This is a genomic window from Agrobacterium tumefaciens, from assembly GCF_005221325.1.
Classification (GTDB): domain Bacteria; phylum Pseudomonadota; class Alphaproteobacteria; order Rhizobiales; family Rhizobiaceae; genus Agrobacterium.
The window spans coordinates 2,097,090-2,115,098 of sequence record NZ_CP039889.1 but is presented as its reverse complement, the minus strand read 5'-3'; the positions used below and the strand labels follow the sequence as shown (position 1 = coordinate 2,115,098).

The window sequence follows — 18,009 nt, the reverse complement described above, 5'->3', positions numbered from 1 at the left end:
TGTGCTGATTATCGCTCAATTGGGAAGATATGCCCAGCTTTCGGGCTTGTCATCACATATCGAACACCGAAAAAGAGCCAAACCGATCACGCCGACGTCATGCTCGGGCTTGTCCTCCTCGGCACAAGGCCGAGGAGGACGTCGAGATAATTTGCGCCCTCATTGCCGACTTCGGCCTGCCTTAAAAGTCCTGCCACTCCTCATGCTTGACAGCGACGGCAGCGGAACCGCGTGTCGCAAGCGGGCGAGATGCACTATGGCGCGCACTTACAGGCGCGGCTTGCTGCTCGAAGCGGCTGCGCGAGGACGAGGTTGATCGCGGCGCGTCCTCGAACCTGAATTGCCCGAGAAGCTCAAACAGGGCCGCCGCTTCCCGTGCAAGGCTATGGCTTGCGGCGGTCTGCTCTTCCACCATCGCCGCATTCTGCTGGGTGCCCTGATCGACCGTGTTGACCGCCTGGTTGATCTCGGCAAGCGCCGTGGACTGTTCGCGGGCGGCATCGACGATGGCGACGACATTGGTGTTGATATCGCGCACCTGCTCGGCGATCTCCTGCAAAGCCGAGCCAGCCCTGGTGACAAGACCGACGCCGTTTTCCACCTGCGCGCCCGAGGCATTGATCAGGCTCTTGATTTCCTTCGCAGCGGTTGCCGAACGCTGCGCGAGTTCGCGAACCTCCTGCGCCACAACGGCAAAACCCTTGCCCGCCTCGCCCGCACGCGCCGCTTCCACACCCGCATTCAGCGCCAGAAGATTGGTCTGGAAGGCGATCTCATCGATCACGCCGATGATGTTGGAAATCTCGCGCGACGATTTTTCGATCTGGTCCATCGCGCCGATCGCATCGCGCACCACCTGGCCGGAATGTTCCGCATGGTCGCGGGCGCGGGCGACGATCTTGCCGGCCTCTTCCGCCCGCCGGCTTGAATCATTGACCGCCGTGGTGATCTCCTCAAGAGCGGCAGCCGTTTCCTCGATCGAGGCGGCCTGCTGTTCGGTGCGTTTGGCGAGATCATCGGCGGCAGAGCGTATTTCGTTCGAACCCGAGGAAATCGCACCAGCGTTTTCTGAGACCAGCGTCATGGCCGTCTTCAGCTTTTCCGAAGCCGCATTGAAATCCGTGCGCAATCTTTCAAGAGAGGGAATGAAAGGCTTGTCGATGCTCTGCGCAAGATCGCCCTCAGCGAGATCGGTGAGACATTGCGCCAGCTTCTCGACATTCTCGACGCGGCCGGTCACGTCAGTGGCGAATTTGACGACCTTAAACACCTTGCCGTTCATATCGAAGATCGGATTATAGGAGGCCTGGATGAAGACCTTGCGGCCGCCCTTGCCGAGCCGCATGAACTCATCCGCAACGAGATCGCCGCCGGCAAGCCTCTGCCAGAACTGCTTGTATTCCGGCGACTGCGTATAGGCCGGTTCGCAGAACATGGAATGATGCCTGCCCTGCACTTCACTGAGCGAATATCCCAGCGCCGCCAGGAAATTGTCGTTGGCGGTCAGAACCTCGCCCTCAGGGGAAAATTCGATGATGGCCTGCGCCCGCGACAGGGCATCGATCTTGCCCGCATCTTCCGCCGCTTTCAGCTTGCGTTCGGTGATATCGGTGGCGATCTTGACCACTTTCACCGGCCTGCCACGGCGAAATACCGGATTATAGGAGGCCTCGATCCACACTTCGCGGCCACCCTTGCCGATGCGCTTATATTGCCGCTGGTCGAACTGGCCGGACGCAAGCTTGGACCAGAAGGCCTTGTAGTCCGGTGACGACACGACGGAGGGCTCGACGAACAGGCTGTGATGGCGTCCGACGATTTCGGCAAGCTCATAACCGAGCGCCCGACAGAAACTATCATTGGCCGTCAGAATCTTTCCTGAGAGGTCAAATTCTATGATGGCCTGGGATTTGGAAAGCGCGGCGAGAACCGCGACAGCATTGGCACCACGATCAAGAATAGTCACGCGCAGTCCTCCGATGGAAATAAACTTCTTATCGAAAATTATTCATGAATATTATGATTGCATTATTAAATAATATTTAAGGATAATATTGACTTTCGTCATCAGGATTGAGGCTGCGCGACGAACTCCGGCCTTTCGCGACTTATTTTCACAACTTAACGCATACGCGCATGGCCGATGTCATGACGACGGCGGGGCTGGAATTTTCGGAACGTTTTTCCCACGTCCGCATTTTATGCCGGATGGGGGATGGGCAATCGGCCCTTAAATTTCCACCGGCTGGGAAAGACTTCAACTTGGGAGGATCACGCACATGGAGAAGAACACGATCTGTATCTGGTACGACAAGGATGCGGAGGCGGCCGCCAGATTTTATGCGGAGACCTTTCCCGATAGCGCGGTGACCGCCGTGCATCTTGCGCCGAGTGACTATCCCTCCGGCAAGAAGGGCGACGTGCTGACCGTGCAGTTCACCGTCGCCGGCGTTTCCTGCATCGGCCTCAACGGCGGATCGGCCTTCAAACAAAGCGAGGCTTTCTCGTTCCAGATATCGACCGAAGACCAGGAAGAAACCGACCGCTACTGGAACGCCATCGTCGGCAATGGCGGTGAAGAAAGCGCCTGCGGCTGGTGCAAGGACAAATGGGGCGTTTCCTGGCAGATCACACCGCGCGTGCTGATGGAGGCCATGGCCGCGGGCGGCGCAGAAGCCAAACGTGCCTTCGACGTGATGATGGACATGAAGAAAATCGACGTCGCCGCCATCGAAGCCGCACGTCGCGGTTGACGCGAACCTCCCGTAGCGATCGCTAACAAAACCCAGGGCGGCGGCTGGCAGCGGCCGCGCCTGTCAGACAGCCATCATTTGGCCCGCCGCATCCTGCGAAGAATGCCTCCCTCACCCCTTCACGCCTGATGAGATCATGATCGCTTCCGTCACGCGGCGCTGGAAGACGACATAAGCGATGATGACCGGCAGGGCCGCCAGCATGGCAATGGCCATCAGCCGCGCATAAACGATGCCGAAAGTATCGTTGACCTGCGTGATACCGACGGGGATCGTCATCATGTTTTCTGAAGTGATCACCAGGAAAGGCCAGAAGAAGGCGTTCCATACCGTGATGAAGGTCACGATTGCCAGGGCGGTGGTGATGCCCCAGTTCAGCGGCAGATAGACCTTGAAAAGAATGGTGTATTCGCCGCCTCCATCCAGAACCACCGCTTCGCGCATTTCCTTGGGCACGCTGTCGAAGAACTGCTTGTAGACGATGATGACGATGGGCGTGATGAGCTGCGGCAGGATGATTCCCGCCCAGGTGTTGATAAGGTTGAGGTTCTTCATCAGGATGAACTGCGTGACCACAAGCGTCTGCGCCGGCACCATGAAGCTCGCCAGCACGATGCCATAAAGCAGGCGACGTCCCGGAAAGCGTATCTGCGACAGTGCATAGGCGCACAACATCGAAATCACCAGCACGGAGACAGTGACGATTGCGGCGGTGCCGATGGAATTCACATACCAGGTCAACAGCCGCGTGTTGAAGATGGCATTCACATAAGCCCCCAGCTGGAACTCATCGGGCAACAGCGACATGTTGCCCGCAACATTATTATCCGAGCGTAACGACGTCACGAAACCCCAATAGAGCGGAAAAATCCACACGAGCGCCGCCGAAAATGTCAGCAGGGTCAGAACGACGTTTTCTAGTCTCCTCGTGAAACTCATGAATTCCTCCGGATGCGCAGCAACTGGAACTGAAGAATGGAAACGATGACGATCAGCAGGAAGAGCACGGTGGAAACGGCGGAAGCGTAACCGCCATTGTTCAGCTGGAACGCCTCGCGATAGACCTTGAGCAGAAGCACAAAGCTGGAATTGAAGGGGCCACCGCCGCTCAGAAGATAGATCTGATCGAATATCTTCAGCTGCAGGATCAGTTGCAGGGTGAGAACCAGTGCGGTGACGGGCCAGAGAAGCGGCCAGGTCACCCGCCAGAAGCGCTGCCATGTCGTTGCGCCGTCAAGTGCGGCGGCCTCGTAAAGCTCGGTCGGGATATTGCGTAACCCGGCAATGAACAGCAGCACGTTGAAGCCGTTCGTCCACCAGATGGTCACGACGGCGACCATCGGCATCACCCAATAGGGGTTCTTGAAAACCGCAACCGGCTTGCCGGCAATGAGCGAAATGACAGGCTGGAGAATTCCGAACTGCAGATCGAGCATCCATGCCCAGATTTCGGTGACGACCGAAACCGGCAGCACATAGGGCAGGAAAAACAGGCTCATGGCGATCGTCTGCTTCACGCCAGACAGGCGGCTGACGGCAAGAGCGATCATGAGCGCAATGACTGTCGTCGGCACGACGGTCAAAAGCACGAAATAGCCGTTGTTTTTCACAGAGGTGACAAAGAGGCGGTCGCTCAGCAGCTTTGCGTAGTTCGCGAACCCGACCCAGTCTCCGTCACCGATCAGCGGCGCATCGGTAAAACTGATGCGCACCATCTCTATTAGCGGATAAAGGAAGAAGGTGGCGAAGACCACGATGAACGGCGTCACCATCGACAGCGCGATCAGCGATTTCTTGCGCCGGTTTTCAATCATAGCCATGGAATTCTCCGGGACCTTGCGCATTGCGTGCTGCCCTCCGGCGAGAGGCCGGAGGGCAGGTTTCCGTTACTTCAGCTTGCTTTGCAGCTCGTCCTTGATCTGCGCCACCGCATCCGTGCCGCTCATGAAGCCCTGAATGGCCGGAGCGATGACGTTGAGGGCAGCATCATAGGCGGGTGAGGCCACACCGGTGATCGTGGTTTTCGGATCGAATACCGCCGCTTCCGCCAGCGATGCATAGGTGGCATTCGGCTGCATCGCCTTGTATTCGCTGCTCTCGGTGACCGACTTGTAAGCCGGGATATGGCCCGCGTCAGCCCAGCTGATGGCATGCTTTTCCATCCAGCCGATCACTTTCATCACGGCAGCGCGTTTCTCGCCGGAAACGGTCTTGTCACCCTGGTTGGGGATGGCAAAGGCGTGCGAATCCGCCCAGGTGGCGCGTTTGCCCATGAAGGGCGGCACCTCGACAGCGCTCCATTTGAAGCCCAGCTTGCCGTTTTTCTCCAGATCCTTGTAGGTCGGCACTTCCCAGACGCCATTCAGCTGGAAGGCGGATTTTCCGGCGGAGAACAGCGCAACCGAGGCCGGATATTCGGCCTGCTCAGGCGCCCAGCCGTTTTCGCGCCATTTCGACATGGTGTCGATCGCCTTGGCCGCCTTATCGGCATTGTCGCCGGCCAGCACCTCGCCATTGGTGACGAGTTCGCCGCCCTGCTGCGAGAACAAGGTGTAGAAGACGCGCCAGACACCCGCCTCGCCACCGGATTGGTAGGTGACCGGCGTCTCGACGCCTTTCTCCTTCGCCCAGGCCAACGCCTTCTCAAAGTCATCCATCGTCTTGATGCCGGTGAGCTTGCCTTCGGCATCGATGTACGGCGAGCCTTTGAGAAGATCGGCATTGTAATAAAGAATAAGCGCGTGGATATCGAAGGGCACGGCATAGAGCTTGCCGTCATGGGTAGCCGCCTCAAGCGGGGCGCTGAAGAAATCGTCTTTCTTCAGGCCGGCATCTTCAAGGTCCTTGTCTGTGATCTCGCTCAGCACCTTTTCCTGCAGGGCGAGCGGCGCGCGCGACAGATGATAGGTCATGACATCGGGGCCTTCCCCGACGGCAGAAGCGGTCCGCACCTTGGTATAGAAGGGCACGCCCCATTCCAGCGTCGTACCCTTGACCTGGATATCCGGGTGCTCCTTGTTGAAGGCATCGATCAGCGCCTTCATGCGCACGCCATCCCCGCCGGACAGAAAGTCCCACCAGACGATATCCTGTTTGGCCAGCGCCGGCAGGGCGGTCAAACCCAGAACCGTGCCAACAAGCAATGTCTTGATCAGTCGCATCGTTTACTCCTCCCGTTTATGTGGAAACACCCCTGAAGGGGCGGCCTGCTGCATCGAAAGGCGCCTCCTCGCGCCTATCGCAATCTTTTGCCGTCGCTATCAAAAACCATGATGTGGTCGGGCGAGGCGCTGAGCAGGACGGACCGGCCATCCAGACTTTCGCGCGAGCCCTGCCGTTGCACGATGATTTCCTTGCCCGAGGGCGCGCGCGTGTAGAGATAGGAAACATCCCCCAGCTCCTCCGCCACCTCGACATTGACAGGCAAGGCGCCGTCCTGAGTTATCATCAGATGCTCCGGCCGAACGCCGACTTCGACCCGCTGGCCGACGGAAACAGGCTGAGAAAGCCGCGCTTCGAGAGGTCTCTGGCCACCATCGAGCGAGAGCGTCACGACGCCGTTTCGCTGTTCGACAATCTCCGCCTGCAGGAAGTTCATCGCCGGCGAGCCGATGAAGCCGGCCACGAAGCGGTTATCGGGATCGTCATAAAGGGTGAGCGGCGCACCCGCCTGCTGCACGACGCCGCCCTTCAGCACGAAGATCTTGTCCGCAAGCGTCATGGCCTCCACCTGGTCATGCGTGACATAGATCATCGTAGCGCCGAGCTTGCGGTGAAGACGCGTCAGTTCCAGCCGCATCTGGACGCGCAGCTCCGCATCGAGGTTGGACAGCGGCTCGTCGAAAAGGAAGACCTTCGGCTGCCGCACGATGGCGCGGCCGATCGCCACGCGCTGCCGCTGCCCGCCCGAAAGCTGCGACGGTTTTTTATGAAGATGGTCTCCGAGCTGCAGGATGCGGGCAGCCTCGCCCACCCTTTCATTCACCTCGGCTTTCGGCCTGCGGGCAAGCCGCAGGCTGAAGGCCATGTTCTCGAACACGGTCAGATGCGGATAAAGCGCATAGTTCTGGAACACCATGGCCACACCGCGCTCGGCCGGTTCAACGGCCGTGACATCGCGGTCATCGATGGCAATGCGGCCGCCGCTGGTCTCCTCAAGACCGGCGATCATGCGCAGCAGCGTGGATTTTCCGCAACCGGAAGGCCCGACAAAGACCGCAAAGCTGCCGGTCGGGATTTCCATCGAGACATCCCGGATCGCTGCGAAAGATCCGAAGGACTTGGCTATATTGTTGAGACGGACACCCATGGCCGGCTCACTGAACCTTCAGCCGCAGCACATGATAGGACAGTGCCGGCACGGAACCCTTCAGCGCCCCATCCTCCACACCGACGCCGCTGCCCGGCACCGGCACGACGCGATCCGGCTGATCCGGGCCGTTACCGACGCGCAGATCATATCCCGCCATGGCAAGATGCAGGTCGAGCGTGGCCGACGAGAACCCGGTGAGGCTGACATTGATATCGGCCGCCTCGGTGAGATGCCGGTTGAGCACGAACAGCGTCACCATGCCTTCGGCTTCATCATAAACACCGGCGACGTCGAGATATTTGACGTCATCGGCCGCGTTGCAATCATAAGTCGGGCAATCGACCGCGACATTCAGCGCGACACCACGGCCATAAAGCGAGGCGAACTGATAGGGATAATAGATCGTCTGGCGCCAGGCCGGCCCGTTCTTTTCCGCCCGGATGGGGGCAATGACATTAACGAGCTGAGCAATGCAGGCGATGCGCACGCGATCCGAACGGCGGATGAACTCATTGAGCAGGCCGGCGACAAAAAGCGCATCCTCGAAGTTGTAAGTCTCTTCCAGAAGTGCCGGCGCTTCCGGCCAGTCCCAGCTCTTGATGCGTTTGCCGTCTTCTTCGCGGATGTGATACCAGACGTTCCATTCGTCAAAACAGATGGACACTTCGTTCTTGGCGCGTTTCTTCGCCTTCACGTAGTCGATGACACCGGCAATGGTCTGGATGTAGCGCCCGGTTTCCTCGATCTTGCCGAAATAATTCAGCGTGTCGCGGCTGTTATTGCCGAAATATTTGTGCAGCGAGATGTGATCGACATTCTCGTAGCATTCCTCCAGCACCTCGCGCTCCCATTCGGGATAGGTCGGCATGCCGTCATTGGAGCTGCCGCAGACGATCGCTTCAATTGTCGGGTCGAAGCCCTTGAAAGCCTTGGCGGTTTCGTTGGCGAGGCGGCCATATTCCACCGCCGTCTTGTGGCCGATCTGCCAGGGGCCATCCATCTCGTTGCCGAGGCACCACATTTTCACGCCGTGGGGCTTTTCCGTCCCATGGCTGCGGCGCAGATCGCTGAGCGCCGTACCACCGGGGAAATTCACATATTCGAGAAAGTTGCGGGCATCATCCAGACCACGGGAACCGAGATTGACGGCAAGCATCATCTCGATGCCGGCCATTTGCGCCCAGTCGGCGAATTCGTTGATGCCGATCTGATTGGTTTCCTTCGAACGCCAGGCAAGGTCGAGACGGATGGGGCGCTGGTCGCGCGGGCCGATGCCGTCTTCCCAGCGATAAGCAGACACGAAGTTGCCGCCGGGATAACGGATGGCCGGGATTTTCAGGTCCTGCACGAATTTCAGGACGTCCTTGCGAAAGCCGTTCGCATCCGCCTGCGGATGGCCGGGCTCGTAAATCCCGCCATAGATCGCACGCCCCATATGTTCGATGAAGGCGGAATATAGGCGATCGTCGATACGCCCAATCCGGAAGTCCCGGTGGACTGAAACCCGCGCTTTCATAGGTTCTCCTCCCATGCGCATTTATATCGTAAAATATGATATTAACCATATTTGATAATATAGTTGCCGAGGGAATCCGCGCCTGTCAACCGCGAAAATCATACTTTTGAAAATTGAGAGCTCAGCCCGCGGTGCGCAGGCGCAGGACGATGTCCTGATCGTAATTGCCGAAACCGCGGCCGAATATATTCAACCCGCCGGGATGTTTTGCATCAGCCTTGACCTCGATGCGCAACCGGATGGAACGGTGGCTGACGAGGTCGATATCCGCAAGTGTGACATCCGAAATCCGCGTCCCGTCGACATAGGTTCCCTGAGGGGTGATACGCCAGGTTTTCAGCATGCCATATTGAGAACCGGACAGTTTCCACCAGTCCGGCGTGAAGACGCCCCGCTTGTCGCCAAAGTCTCCGGGCGAGGTCCAGACACCGATTTCCTTGCCGTTGACGGACAGCGTGATATCGGACGGCCAGTTGCTGTGGGTTCCCGGCACCTCGGAACTGACTTCCATCGAAAACTCGATTTCCTCGACGTCCCGGCCTTGAATCTTGGCATTATTGGGGAATTGATACTCCACGAAACCCGAGGTCAGCCACAGCAGTGCCGTCTTCATGCGGTCCGGATCCATGAATGTATCGGGCACATCCAGCAGCCCGATAATGCCCTCCGGCGAGCAGATGCCGCAGGGCGCGGTGACCGAACTCTGCGTATAAAGGCCGAGCGGCATGGCCACCGCAATGTAATTGGAAGCCGCCGGCGTCTCCGGTTTCCGGAAGGAAACGATCAGCTCGTCGCAGGTGGCGAAACAGATTTTCTGGTTGCCCTTGCGCGCCTTGCGCGTCTCGGTTCTCAACAGCCCCGCCTCTTCGAGAACCGCCACACCGGCCGATACGGTGGATTGCGGCAGCGCCAACCTCTGGGCGATCTCGTTGACGTTCAGGCCGCTCGCCTCATGCAGCAATTTCAATATCTGCACGCGGATCAGCGACGCAGCCGCCTTCAGCACATCGAATTCTTTTTCAGCATCAACGAGGAGGAAATTGGGTGCCATTGTCTAATCTTCAGATTTATCGATCCAGATCAGAATTTCTGGCTTAAATGCCCTGCCCTTGTCCAGTCCTGTTTGTCATAAAGCCGTAGTAGAGGGTGTAAAGCGCCGCTCATCTCGTCGCGATCCCCCTCGCGATCAACGAAAAAAGCACCGCCACGCGGCTGCGAGACCGCGTGGCGGTGCCCTTTTTGTCGTCAACCGCGCTTGCGCAGGGTCCGCGTGCCGGTGTCGACAAGATTCTGCGCCGCCTCATCGACGCTGGCGCGACCGAAAGCGAGCGAATCGGCAATCGGCCGCATCACACCGCGGTCGAACTCATTGGCGCCGATCGGGGCGGGCTCCGGATAGGGATCGAGCTTGCCGGACAGGCCCTCGATATAATCCACCGTCTTGCGTTCGGTCTCGTTGAGGCTGGGCAGCACCGCCTCGCGCACCTTTTTCGCCGGCGGTACGCCACGCTCGACACCGAGAACCTTGCCGGCGTCGATATCGTTGACGAAGAAGTTGATGAACTTCGCCGCCGCTTCCGGATTGGTGGAGGTGGAGGAAATGCACCAGATAAGTCCCGGCCGGTAATAATGCCCGGTCGGTTTGCCTTCCCCCTCGCCCGGCAGCATGCCGATGGACAGCGTCTTCTTGTTGAGCGCCTGGTAACCCACGAGCTGGTTGGAATAGGCAAAACCGATAGCCGAATTGCCAAGCGTCAACGCGTTGGATTCGATGGTATTGTCATCACGCGTCTGGATGTCGGCTGAAACGCAGAGCTTGTCCTCGCGCAGCTTCTCCCAATAGGCGAACCATTCCTTGGCATCTTCCTTGTTGAAACCGATGGTGCCGTCCTGGAACAGGAGCTTGCCGCGCTGGCGCAGCCAGACATCGAAGACATAATGATACCGCGCGCCATAGGGCACCGCCCAGTAGTTTCTTTTTGCCGGACCGTTCTTCTTGAAATCCCGCGCCAGTTCCGCCAGCGCCGTCCAGGTGATCTGCCCCGCCGGCATGGAAACGCCCGCTTCCTTCAGCGCCTCGGCGTCATACATCATGCAGAAGGAGTTGAGCCCGAGGCCAACGCCGTAGAGCTTGCCATCGATACGGCAAAGATCGATCTCGCTCTTGCCGAAATTGGAAAGATCAAGCGCCGAGCCGACGAACTGGTCGAGCTCCATGCAGGCGCCACGGCCGGAATAATCGGCAATCGTGGAAGGCTCGAGCTGGAAGATATCGGCGACATTGCGCCCCGCCATCGAGGTCGCAAGCTTGGTCCAGTAGTCGGAACCGGCAATCATCTCGCCGCTCACCACCGTTTGCGGATCGGCCTTCTGGTAAAGCGAAATCACCTCATTGGTGCGCTTGTTGCGGTCCGCCGAGCCCCACCATACGCAACGAAGCCGGGTTTCCGCCGCCATCGCGCGAAAACCACCCGCCGCCACACCCAGGCCGGCCAGCGCCGCCGTCACCAGAAATCCACGTCTATCGATCATTTGCATCTGCTCCTCCCGCGTTTTGCAAATTTTTCAGATGTCACTTAAATTCTTGCAAATTTTCTTAGTTTGCAATATTTGCATCACAATAGATTTTTTTGCAAGCGCAGGAGACGATATGAACGATACGCCCGACATCAGCCGCCCGCGCCAGTCGGATATCGCCCAGCGCGCCGGCGTCTCCATCAGCACCGTCTCGCGGGTTCTGGCAGGCGAAAAGGGTATCAGCGCTTCGATTCAGACCAAGGTTCTGGGGGTGGCGGCGGAACTCGGTTATCCGCTACGGCCGGTCACCAGCCAGACGGGCAGCGTGCCGCTGGAAGGCAAGAAGGTGCTCGCCCTCATGTCCGCCGAGCGGGCGACCGGCGATATCGGCGCGTTTTATCACGATATTTTCGACATGCTGCGCGGCCTGGCCCAGACGGATGGGTTCGAACTCGATATCCGGCTCCTGCACCAGAAACAGGTGGATGATGCCCTGACGCAGCGTGTCTGCGAAGCGGACGGCCTTCTCGCCATCGGCCTCGACCCTGAAGATGAGATCATCCATCGCATTACGCAGGGCGTGCTTCAGCCGGTTCTGGTCAACAGTGCCGATCCTTCGATGATGCTGGATTGCGTTTCGCCTTCCAATTTTTACGGCGGCGCGCTGGCGGCACGGCGGCTGCTGGAACTCGGCCATAGCAAAGTCGCCTATATCGGCCCGCACCACCGCCACACCATACGCGAACGCATGCGCGGCTTCCGCCAAACCATCCTTGAACAGGAAGGAACTCTCTATGAAGAATTCCTGCTCACGACAGTGGATAGCGGCTTCGGTCAGGCGGGCGATGCGGTTCGCCAGCTGCTCGCCAAAAACCCCGACCTGACAGGCATTTTCTGCATGAACGATGCGATTGCGCTCGGTGCCCTGGGCGCGGCACAGGAGCTTGGCCTTGCCGTGCCGGACGATCTTTCCATCATCGGCTTCGATGACCTGCCCTTTGCGGAACTGTCCACTCCCCGCCTCAGCACCATCCGCGTCGACCGCCGCGAAATCGCCCGCGAGGCGGTGGAACTGATGCGCCGCCGGCTGACGGAGCCTTCTGCCACTGCCCGGCAGGTGCAGCTGGGCGTGCAACTGGTGGTGGGAGAGACTGCCGGCAAGGCGAAAAAGACGGGAAAGGCAACGCGTAATGCATGAGGCGGCAAACAATGATCCGATGACCCGTTTCAACCCGCTGCATGGCAATCCGCTCAAGACCCGCGCCGATGTCCGGCGTGCGCTCGATGACAGTTTCGCGCCGTTGCTTCCCTATTTTTCAGAAAGCGGTGCAAGGGTAACCCTCAGCGGCACCGCCGCGCATTTCGATCGGGCTGCGGCCGATCTGGAAGGTTTTGCCCGGCCGCTCTGGGGCATCGCGCCGCTCGCGCTGAGCGGCGACAGTTTTGAGCATTGGCCACTTCTGGCGAAAGGCATTGCCAATGGCACTGATCCCGCCCATCCCGATTACTGGGGCGACGTGCGCCAGAAGGACCAGCGGCTGGTGGAGCTTGCAGCACTTGGTTTCGCATTGCGGCTTGCGCCGCAACATCTCTGGGAGCCATTGTCCGACGCGCAGAAAGACAACTTGAGCCGCTACCTGTTGACGGCGCGCGAGCGCAATTATGCCGACAATAACTGGAAGTTCTTCCGGGTTATGGTCGACATGGCGCTCGATCATCTCGGCATCGGTTTCGACCACAGCCTGACGGAGACATTCCAGAGGGAACTGGACGATTTCTACATTACCGATGGCTGGTATCGCGATGGCAACTATCGCCGCATCGACCACTATATCGCTTTCGCCATGCATTTTTACGGCCTGATCTACGCGAAACTCAGCAAGCCTGATGACGCCTATGCCGAACGCTACCGCGAACGCGCCCGCCTGTTTGCCGGCGATTTTGCCAGCTGGTTCGATGAGGATGGTGGCGCACTCGCCTTCGGCCGGTCCATGACCTATCGTTTCGCCTGCGGTGGCTTCTGGGCAGGCCTTGCCTTCGCCGATGAGGAGGCGCTGCCCTGGAGCGAAATCAAGGGGCTTTATCTGAGCCATCTGCGCTGGTGGGCGAACAAACCGATTGCCGATCGCGATGGCGTGCTTTCCATCGGTTATGCCTATCCGCAGCTGACCATGTCGGAAAGCTACAATTCGGCCGGTTCGCCCTATTGGGCCTTCAAGGCCTTCCTTCCGCTCGCCTTACCGGAAAGCCACCCCTTCTGGCAGGCGGAGGAAAAACTGCCCCGGGCGATCTCAAAACCCCGGCCGCTCGTTCATCCCGGCATGGTGATGATGGCGACCAAGGGCAACGTCACCGCACTTTCCAGCGGGCAGGAAAACCTCTCCATGCGCGGCGGGCCGGAGAAATACGCCAAATTCGCCTATTCCTCCCGTTACGGCTTCGGCGTCGAGGTGGATGAGCGCGGTTTCAAGACCAATGGTTTTGACAATATGCTGGCCTTCTCCGACGACGGCCTGCATTACCGGGTGCGGGAGACCAATCAGAAGGTTCTGCTGGCCGAAGCAAATCTGCGCGCGACGTGGAAGCCATTTCCGGATGTGACGGTTGAAACGACGCTGGTTGCGGCCGGTGACTGGCATATCAGGCTGCACCGCATCGCCTCCGCGCGCCCTCTTTCCGTGACCGAAGGTGGCTTCGCAATCAACCGCAACGACGGCGACCGCGATGCCGTCAGCGAAACAGGCGGACGGGCGACAGCCGATTGCGGCACCGACATATCCGCCATCGTCGATCTCAATTCCACGATAAACCGCCAGGGCGTGGCGCTGAAGGCGCTGCCCAACACCAATCTCATCAACGCCAAAACCACCGTGCCGCAATTGCGGGGCGAGATTCCGGCTGGCGAAACCCTGCTCGCCTGCGCCGTCTTTGCGGGCGTGGCCGGAGCTGAAAGCGAAAAAGCACTTGCCGCCGTTCCGGCACGCCCGGACCTTGAGGCCCTTGACCGCCTGTTTGCGGAGGCGGGCGTTTCCGTCAGCGCCATGGCGGGAGAGCCGCAATGACGAACCCGCTTCCGCGTCTCAGCCTTGCCATGGACCCGGAGCGAACGCAGCATGTGCTGACACCGCAGGCGCTCGAGAGGCTGTCGCAAAGCGTTGAAATCCTCGATGTGGCGCGGATTTGCGATTTTCACGATCCATCCGTGAAAGACCAGCTGGAACGGACGGATATTCTCCTGACCGGCTGGGGCTGTCCCGATATCGGTGCACGGGAACTGGCGCTGATGCCACGGCTGAAGCTGATCTCTCATGCTGCCGGCACGGTCAAATATTTCCTCTCGCAGGCGGTCTTCGAACGCGGCATCACCGTGTGCAGCGCTGCGGAGGCGAATGCGCAGCCGGTCGCCGAATTTTCGCTGGCGATGATCCTGCTCGCAGGCAAACGCACCTTCGGCTTCAGACGCGTTTATCGGAATGATCGGGGGCGGGAAAATGTCGATCGCCTGCAATCTCAGGCCATCGGCAATCTCGGCCTGACGGTCGGCATCGTTGGTGCATCGCGCATCGGGCGGCGGGTCATCAACCTGCTAAAACCTTTCGATCTCGACATCATCCTTTTCGACCCGTTTTTAAGCGCAGCAGAGGCGGAGTGCCTTGGTGTGCGTCTGGTAACGCTTGATGCGCTGATGGCAATGAGCGACGTCATTTCGCTGCATGCGCCGTCGCTGCCGCAGACCCGGCATATGATCGGCGCGGAAGCGCTCGCCCGGATGAAGGACGGCGCAACCCTGATTAACACGGCGCGCGGCGCGCTTGTCGATGAAGAGGCGCTCCTGGCGGAACTGAAAACAGGCCGCATCGAAGCCGTGATCGACGTGACCGACCCGGAAGTGCCGCCGCCGGACTCTGCCCTCTACAGCCTGCCCAACGTATTCCTGACGCCGCACATCGCCGGCGCCGTGGGCCTCGAACGCGCCAGGCTGGGCGACATGGCAATCGCGGAAATCGAACGCTTTTGCCAGGGCGCGGCACTTGAACAGCAGGTGCGGCCGGAACATCTGGAACTGATCGCATGAGAATCTTCGAGCCGGGCCTCTGCTCCGTCACCTTTCGCTCCCTGTCGCCGCAGGCCGTCATCGACCTTGCCGTCGCAAACGGCATCAAGGCGATCGAATGGGGCGCGGATATCCATGTGCCATCAGGCGACCTCGAAAATGCCAGGGATGTGGCCGAGCGGACCGCAAAAGCGGGCCTGACCGTCTCTTCCTACGGTTCCTACATCTTCGCGCCGGATTTTGCGCGGGAAGACCTGACCGCCGTTCTTGAAACTGCGAAAGCGCTCGGCACCGCCCATATCCGTATCTGGCCGGGCCAACGCAAAAGGCCCTCCACCGACTACTCTCCCGCCGAGCGCCGCAGGGCCACCGAGGCACTGGCAGAAATCGCCCGCCATGCGCAAGATTACGGCATGACGATCGGCCTCGAATATCACCCCAGTTCACTGACGGACACCCTGCCCTCGGCCCTGCAACTGGCGCAGGATTTGGCCGTGCCAAACCTCTTCTTCTACTGGCAGCCGGCACCCGGCCTGCCGCTCGAAAAGGCTCTCGCTGAAATATCGGAAATCGGCTCACGTATCTGCCATCTGCACGTCTTTGCATGGCTTGCCGACACCAGCCGCCTGCCGCTTGCCGACCGCGCGGATTATTGGCAGTCGTGTGTCGCGGCGCTGCCACTGAGCGAATGGACGAAACCGGCTTATGCGATGCTGGAATTCGTCAGGGGTGATGATGTCAGTCAGTTTGCGGAAGATGCGGTGGCGCTACGCGAGATTCTTGATAGGTTATAAACCCGACCGACCTATGCGCTCCTCTGCAGACAAACAGACCACGCCATGACGCCACGTATCAAAAACATTGTAACGAAGCGGCCAGGCATCCTTAAAATCAACTGGACAGATGGCGGCCAATCAACGGTCGATCTCTCCGGATGGATAGCAAGCGGCGGAGAATTACTAACTCCACTTCTTTCAACGGATGTCTGGAAAACCGCAACGATTGCCGATTATGGAGCGAGCGTGGAATGGGATAGCCAGAACCTAGAAATAGATGCCTATCATCTCTATCAAATCGTCAAGAATCAGCGACTAGCTGAAAACTAGAACACCCTCGCGCGATAAGCATCAATTGCATCCATCAAGGCTTGTTGCTTCTTCCTTGCCGCCTCGGGCCGGCCGCTCACTAGCATGGCTGCGATCCAGTACCAGCCGAAAACCCATTGCGCAGCTAACACGACTACTAAAAGGATAGGGAGACCAGCAATCAGCAGAAAAACTTTTGCGATATCGTCGGAGTATGATTGCAGCAAAATATACGGCAATACGAATGGCATTGCCATCATAAACCACCAGAATGATACTACCGCCCATATCGGAAAGACTGCCATGAATGGCGTCCGTTGCGCCTTATTGAGCGACCAAAACTCGCTGAGATGACGATAATATGTCACTCGTTGCCATAATCCGCGCATTCATCTCTCCAGCCCCAATGCCTCCAAATTGACGAGATTTGCCTTGTTTTGCAATCGGACTTTACAAGCGCATCTGTCATTGCAGTTTGCGGCCGTTCAAAGGAATGATGTCATCACCCATATTCCGTTACCCCGGACCTGCTCCGGGGTCCAGAGTGAGCAAGCTTTTGATCGCGTGGGGCTTTTTTTGCTACACAAAAGCACTGGATGCGAGCTCAAGGCCGGCATGACGGAATAGTGTTTTTCCCTTTGCGGTCAACACGTTGATGCAAGTGTCATATCCGCCGCCCATCCGCCCCGAACAGGTGCGTTTTCGCTAGATCGAACGCAAAGGGAATGGTCTCGCCGATGCGGATCTGGCGCTGGCCGTCCAGCAGCACGGTGGCCGGTTGGCCGTCCGGGGTGTTGGTGTAAACCACCGTCGAGCCGCCCAGATGTTCCACGAGCTGGATGGAAGCTTCGCCGAGCGAGGATTGCGCCTGCGGGTTGACGTGTTCGGGGCGCACGCCGAAGGTCAGTGGTTCGCCTTCGCCGGCCGCAACCGGTTTTTCCAGCACGATGCGCTGGCCGGCCACCTCGATGGTGCGATTGGAACTGTCGCCGGAAACCACTTTGGCAGAAAGGAAATTCATCTTCGGCGAGCCGATGAAACCGGCGACGAACTGGTTGGCCGGATTATTGTAAAGATCGAGCGGGCGGCCGACCTGCATGATGCGGCCGTCTCGCAGGACCACGATCTTGTCGGCCATGGTCATGGCTTCCACCTGGTCGTGCGTCACATAGATCATGGTGCTGCCGAGCGTCTGGTGCAGCTTGGCGATTTCGACGCGCATCTGCACGCGCAATTCGGCATCGAGATTGGACAAAGGCTCATCGAAGAGGAAGATTTTCGGCTCGCGCACGATGGCCCGGCCGATGGCGACACGCTGGCGCTGGCCGCCCGAAAGCGCCTTCGGCTTGCGCTGCAAAAGCGGGCCGATCTGCAGGATATCGGCGGCCTTCTGCACCCGCGCCTCGACTTCCGGTTTTTTGTAGCCCGCGGTTTCCAGCCCGAAGGCGAGGTTCTTGTAGACGCTCATATGCGGATAAAGAGCATAGGACTGGAAAACCATGGCGATGCCGCGTTTGGAGGCGGCTGTTTCGTTAACCCTTTCGCCATCGATGCGAAGATCACCCTCGGAGATTTCCTCCAGTCCGGCAATCATGCGCAAAAGCGTGGATTTGCCACAGCCCGAGGGGCCGACAAAAACGGTGAATTCGCCCGGCTCGATTTTCAGATCGATGCCGTGAACGACCGGAAAAGCGCCGAACCGCTTGACGATTTTTTCCAGAGTAATGCTGCTTGCCATGCTGTTTCTCCCGACTGCCGCGCCGCGCAAAGGG

16 protein-coding genes are annotated in these 18,009 nt (G+C 59.0%); 6 read left to right on the top strand and 10 right to left on the bottom strand.

All coding sequences use genetic code 11. The annotated features are described in order from the left end of the window. Positions 1-181: 181 nt before the first annotated feature. Positions 182-1,966 (bottom strand): methyl-accepting chemotaxis protein, encoded by a 1,785-nt coding sequence (locus CFBP5499_RS24660; RefSeq protein ID WP_080827706.1) that lies wholly within the window; start codon positions 1,964-1,966, stop codon positions 182-184. A 313-nt stretch (positions 1,967-2,279) separates the two neighbouring features. On the opposite strand from CFBP5499_RS24660, the gene CFBP5499_RS24655 reads away from it, so the two are divergent. After that, positions 2,280-2,753 (top strand): VOC family protein, encoded by a 474-nt coding sequence (locus CFBP5499_RS24655; protein ID WP_080827707.1) that lies wholly within the window; start codon positions 2,280-2,282, stop codon positions 2,751-2,753. Between the two features lie 111 nt (positions 2,754-2,864). Here the strand turns inward: CFBP5499_RS24655 and CFBP5499_RS24650 are convergent, their stop codons facing one another. The 7 genes from CFBP5499_RS24650 to CFBP5499_RS24620 form a co-directional block, all read right to left on the bottom strand. Continuing rightward, positions 2,865-3,692: a carbohydrate ABC transporter permease gene (locus tag CFBP5499_RS24650; RefSeq protein WP_080827708.1), complete on the bottom strand. Its 828-nt coding sequence runs from the start codon at positions 3,690-3,692 to the stop codon at positions 2,865-2,867. After that, positions 3,689-4,573: a carbohydrate ABC transporter permease gene (locus CFBP5499_RS24645; protein ID WP_173988420.1), complete on the bottom strand. Its 885-nt coding sequence runs from the start codon at positions 4,571-4,573 to the stop codon at positions 3,689-3,691. The genes CFBP5499_RS24650 and CFBP5499_RS24645 overlap by 4 nt, the downstream gene beginning before the upstream one ends. Positions 4,574-4,639: 66 nt before the next feature. Beyond that, entirely contained in the window at positions 4,640-5,914 is a 1,275-nt protein-coding gene (locus CFBP5499_RS24640; protein ID WP_080827709.1) for an extracellular solute-binding protein, read from the bottom strand. 74 nt (positions 5,915-5,988) lie between these two features. Beyond that, a complete protein-coding gene (locus tag CFBP5499_RS24635; RefSeq protein ID WP_080827710.1) occupies positions 5,989-7,062 on the bottom strand; it encodes an ABC transporter ATP-binding protein in 1,074 nt (357 codons plus the stop codon). Positions 7,063-7,069: 7 nt separating this feature from the next. After that, complete coding sequence (locus CFBP5499_RS24630) at positions 7,070-8,581, bottom strand: alpha-N-arabinofuranosidase (protein WP_080827711.1); 1,512 nt, start codon at positions 8,579-8,581, stop codon at positions 7,070-7,072. A 121-nt stretch (positions 8,582-8,702) separates the two neighbouring features. Continuing rightward, on the bottom strand, positions 8,703-9,632 hold the full coding sequence (locus CFBP5499_RS24625; RefSeq protein WP_080827712.1) for an ArsR/SmtB family transcription factor: 930 nt from the start codon (positions 9,630-9,632) through the stop codon (positions 8,703-8,705). 194 nt (positions 9,633-9,826) lie between these two features. Continuing rightward, positions 9,827-11,119 (bottom strand): ABC transporter substrate-binding protein, encoded by a 1,293-nt coding sequence (locus CFBP5499_RS24620; RefSeq protein ID WP_173988435.1) that lies wholly within the window; start codon positions 11,117-11,119, stop codon positions 9,827-9,829. Between the two features lie 112 nt (positions 11,120-11,231). Between CFBP5499_RS24620 and CFBP5499_RS24615 the strand changes: the two genes are divergently transcribed. The 5 genes from CFBP5499_RS24615 to CFBP5499_RS24595 are packed head-to-tail and all read left to right on the top strand — an operon-like array spanning position 11,232 to position 16,258. Beyond that, positions 11,232-12,296 carry a LacI family DNA-binding transcriptional regulator gene (locus CFBP5499_RS24615; protein WP_080827713.1) on the top strand — a complete coding sequence of 355 codons (1,065 nt, stop codon included), beginning with the start codon at positions 11,232-11,234 and terminating at the stop codon, positions 12,294-12,296. Next, positions 12,289-14,160: a DUF2264 domain-containing protein gene (locus CFBP5499_RS24610; RefSeq protein ID WP_080827714.1), complete on the top strand. Its 1,872-nt coding sequence runs from the start codon at positions 12,289-12,291 to the stop codon at positions 14,158-14,160. The genes CFBP5499_RS24615 and CFBP5499_RS24610 overlap by 8 nt, the downstream gene beginning before the upstream one ends. Further along, entirely contained in the window at positions 14,157-15,173 is a 1,017-nt protein-coding gene (locus CFBP5499_RS24605; RefSeq protein WP_080827715.1) for a hydroxyacid dehydrogenase, read from the top strand. The genes CFBP5499_RS24610 and CFBP5499_RS24605 overlap by 4 nt, the downstream gene beginning before the upstream one ends. Next, positions 15,170-15,946, top strand: a complete 777-nt coding sequence (locus CFBP5499_RS24600) for a sugar phosphate isomerase/epimerase family protein (protein WP_080827716.1) — start codon at positions 15,170-15,172, stop codon at positions 15,944-15,946. Before CFBP5499_RS24605 ends, CFBP5499_RS24600 begins: the two co-directional genes overlap by 4 nt. Before the next feature lie 45 nt (positions 15,947-15,991). Continuing rightward, positions 15,992-16,258: a hypothetical protein gene (locus tag CFBP5499_RS24595; protein ID WP_130932523.1), complete on the top strand. Its 267-nt coding sequence runs from the start codon at positions 15,992-15,994 to the stop codon at positions 16,256-16,258. On the opposite strand, the gene CFBP5499_RS24590 is transcribed toward CFBP5499_RS24595, so the two are convergent. Further along, entirely contained in the window at positions 16,255-16,626 is a 372-nt protein-coding gene (locus CFBP5499_RS24590; protein ID WP_080827717.1) for a hypothetical protein, read from the bottom strand. The genes CFBP5499_RS24595 and CFBP5499_RS24590 overlap by 4 nt on opposite strands. A 275-nt stretch (positions 16,627-16,901) precedes the next feature. Continuing rightward, complete coding sequence (locus tag CFBP5499_RS24585; RefSeq protein WP_080827718.1) at positions 16,902-17,975, bottom strand: ABC transporter ATP-binding protein; 1,074 nt, start codon at positions 17,973-17,975, stop codon at positions 16,902-16,904. Positions 17,976-18,009: the final 34 nt, after the last annotated feature.